Annotated in this window: 3 protein-coding genes; 2 read left to right on the forward strand and 1 reads right to left on the reverse strand. The window is 46.2% G+C overall.

What is annotated here, in order from left to right; all coding sequences use genetic code 11:
* Window positions 1–31: 31 nt before the first annotated feature.
* The gene (locus tag NEPTK9_RS09365) at window positions 32–331 is read right to left on the reverse strand and encodes a hypothetical protein (protein ID WP_194848567.1); all 300 of its coding nucleotides are present in this window, start codon (window positions 329–331) and stop codon (window positions 32–34) included.
* A 50-nt stretch (window positions 332–381) separates the two neighbouring features.
* On the opposite strand from NEPTK9_RS09365, the gene NEPTK9_RS09370 reads away from it, so the two are divergent.
* A complete protein-coding gene (locus NEPTK9_RS09370) occupies window positions 382–1,428 on the forward strand; it encodes a glycosyltransferase family 9 protein (RefSeq protein WP_194848568.1) in 1,047 nt (348 codons plus the stop codon).
* Complete coding sequence (locus tag NEPTK9_RS09375) at window positions 1,412–1,768, forward strand: amidohydrolase family protein (RefSeq protein WP_228547121.1); 357 nt, start codon at window positions 1,412–1,414, stop codon at window positions 1,766–1,768. Before NEPTK9_RS09370 ends, NEPTK9_RS09375 begins: the two co-directional genes overlap by 17 nt.
* The last annotated feature ends 696 nt before the right edge of the window (window positions 1,769–2,464 follow it).

Here is a 2,464-nt window from a genome sequence, read left to right on the forward strand (position 1 = left end):
GAAAAGCTTGCCTATGCAGGCAATAGGTTACTTAGTTAATCCTCTCCGTACACTTACCAGGTTGGCAGGGATATGACTTAGACTTTGCAGGTGTCCTGCTTCCACATACTTTTCTAAGAGCATTGCATACCATTTGAGAACCCAGTTGTGGAATTTCCTCTCTTATTTTAGAATAACAAAAATTATGGAGAGCGACATGGTTCCAACACCGTTTTTCTTTAGCTTGAAGAGCAATTGCATTACAGCCTCGGCTGAAACACTTTTGCGTTTCCAAAAGGGTCTCAAAATCTTTATCGGAAAGGGTCAACTTAAGAGAAATGGTTCGTTTCATACAAGCTATTTTAAACCATGGCTACAAATTAAACAATCTAAAAAGGAGCGATGCTTCCTCCCCTCCCTAAAGGAAGGGGTATCCGCATCGATATTTTGATGAAAAACACTCTATTGAACCTTGCTATCAAGCTAGGGCCCAAAAAGAAAAACAAGGGGACCGACCGGATCCTTGTTGTCTCGACAACAGGGCTGGGTGACTCCCTATGGGGAAGCCCTGCAATCCGCGCTTTGAGGCAAAAATACCCGAACGCCTATATCGCCCTTTTGACAAGCCCGATTGGAAAAGCAGTCTTTCAAAATAACCCCCACCTCAACGAAATCTTTCTGTTGTCCCCCGCACGGCTCAAAACGTTAAGAAAAAAGCGATTTGAAACGGCCTATATTTTTCATACATCGCAACGGATTGCCCTTCCTTTAGCAGCGCTAACAGGCCCCTCGAAGATTGTGGGGACATTGGGCATTAACAAAGGGATGGATCACTTGCTTACCCACCCTCAAAACCCCGACTACATCCATGAAATTGAAAGGCGTTTGAAGTTGGTTGGTGCAGAAGGGGCCCCGGCAGAAATGGAACTTTTTTTAACCGAACGGGAAAAAAGTGCCGCTTTAAAATATCTTCCCGATGAAGGGCTTGTTATAGGGATGCACCCCGGAGCTAAAGATAAGTTTAAACAATGGAGCCCGAAACATTTTGTCACGTTAGGAAGGCGCTTAGCTAAAGAAAAAGAGGCAAAAATTGTGGTGACTGGGGACAAAGGCGAAGCTCCTTTAGCTAAGCAAATCGCTGCAAATATTCCGGGGGCTGTTTCTGTTGCCGGAAAACTCCCGCTACGCGTCTCCGCTGCTCTGATCGAAAAGTGTGATCTTTTTATCACCAACGATACCGGCCCCATGCACATTGCGTTAGCGATGAAAACCCCTACCTATGCTCTGTTTTCCCCCACCGATCCTAAACGGTGCGGCCCGTATAAAGCGCCTCATGGACAGGTCATCGAAAAACCCCTCACCTGCACCCCCTGTATCCGAAAAAGATGTCAGGAACCTTTTTGTATGGAACAGATTTCCCCCGATGAGGTCTATGAACGCCTCCATTAAAGAGCGACTCTGCACTTTAGAAGAGGGCCTTTCCAAAGTGCGCAAAACCAAAGAGCCAATGACCTTTTCTAACCTCCAGACAATCGAAGAGGTGGAGGTCATCCGGCAAGCTAAAAGAGAACACCACCCCGTCTTTGCCCGGTTTTCAGGAAAAGCATTTATCAATCTCGACGACGACCGTCTCTATCGCGCCCTTGAAGAAGGGGTGATCGATGCTTTGGAAGAAGATACGGAATTACTCACCCCTTTTATAGAAGAAGCCAAAGAAGACTTTAGACTTGCTCAAAATATTTCTTGTTTAGTAAAACAATTTTACACAGAGCATTTGCTTAAATTTTAAGGAGAAAAAAAATGTCTTCAACCACAATCCAGAAGAGTTCAGATAAACCTCTGTACTGGACAAAAAATGTTTCATACGCTGTAACCCCTTAATTATAAACCGTGAAAACATAGTAATAGCTGCTTAATTTTTGGCCTTGTTCACCTTTACAGGTAAAAAGTTCGCACATTTATCGGTGGTATATGTAAGAAAGATACGTCGGGGGCAAGCCCCCCGCTGCCCCCTTGAGCTTCAATCTGGCAAGCCAAACCGATCTTCCTCGGGGGGCCGTGCAAAGCACTGTTCCACCCCTCGTTCAGATCAATTTTGCAGAGCCATCTTGAAGCCGTGGACACTTCACGACGCAGCTTTTCTTCGCCTTCGGCTCTGAAGCTGCGTAGGTTCAGTGTTTTTTTTTGTTAAGCTGAAAGTCAAACCAAAGCGAATATGGTAAGTGGCTAAAAAACTGAAAAAAGGAGACTTACTGCTTGGTAAAAGATGAGCGAGGTTTTCTAAAAAAAAACCTTTCCAGCGAACTGACATGGCTTCGGAGCCGAAGGCGAAGAAAAACCATGCGGTGAGCTGTCCGCGGCTTCAAAATGGCTCTGCAAAATCGCCCCGCACGAGGGGTGGAACAGTGCTTTGCACGGCCCCCCGAGAAGGGGCGATTTGGCTTGCCAGATTGAAGCTCAAGGGGGCAGCGGGGGGCTTGCCCCC

The organism is Candidatus Neptunochlamydia vexilliferae, assembly GCF_015356785.1.
Lineage (GTDB): Bacteria > Chlamydiota > Chlamydiia > Chlamydiales > Simkaniaceae > Neptunichlamydia > Neptunichlamydia vexilliferae.

Coding starts and splice junctions, on each gene's coding strand:
- NEPTK9_RS09365 (WP_194848567.1), bottom strand. CDS start 331: ATGAAACGAACCATTTCTCTTAAGTTGACCCTTTCCGATAAAGATTTT.
- NEPTK9_RS09370 (WP_194848568.1), top strand. CDS start 382: ATGCTTCCTCCCCTCCCTAAAGGAAGGGGTATCCGCATCGATATTTTG.
- NEPTK9_RS09375 (WP_228547121.1), top strand. CDS start 1,412: ATGAACGCCTCCATTAAAGAGCGACTCTGCACTTTAGAAGAGGGCCTT.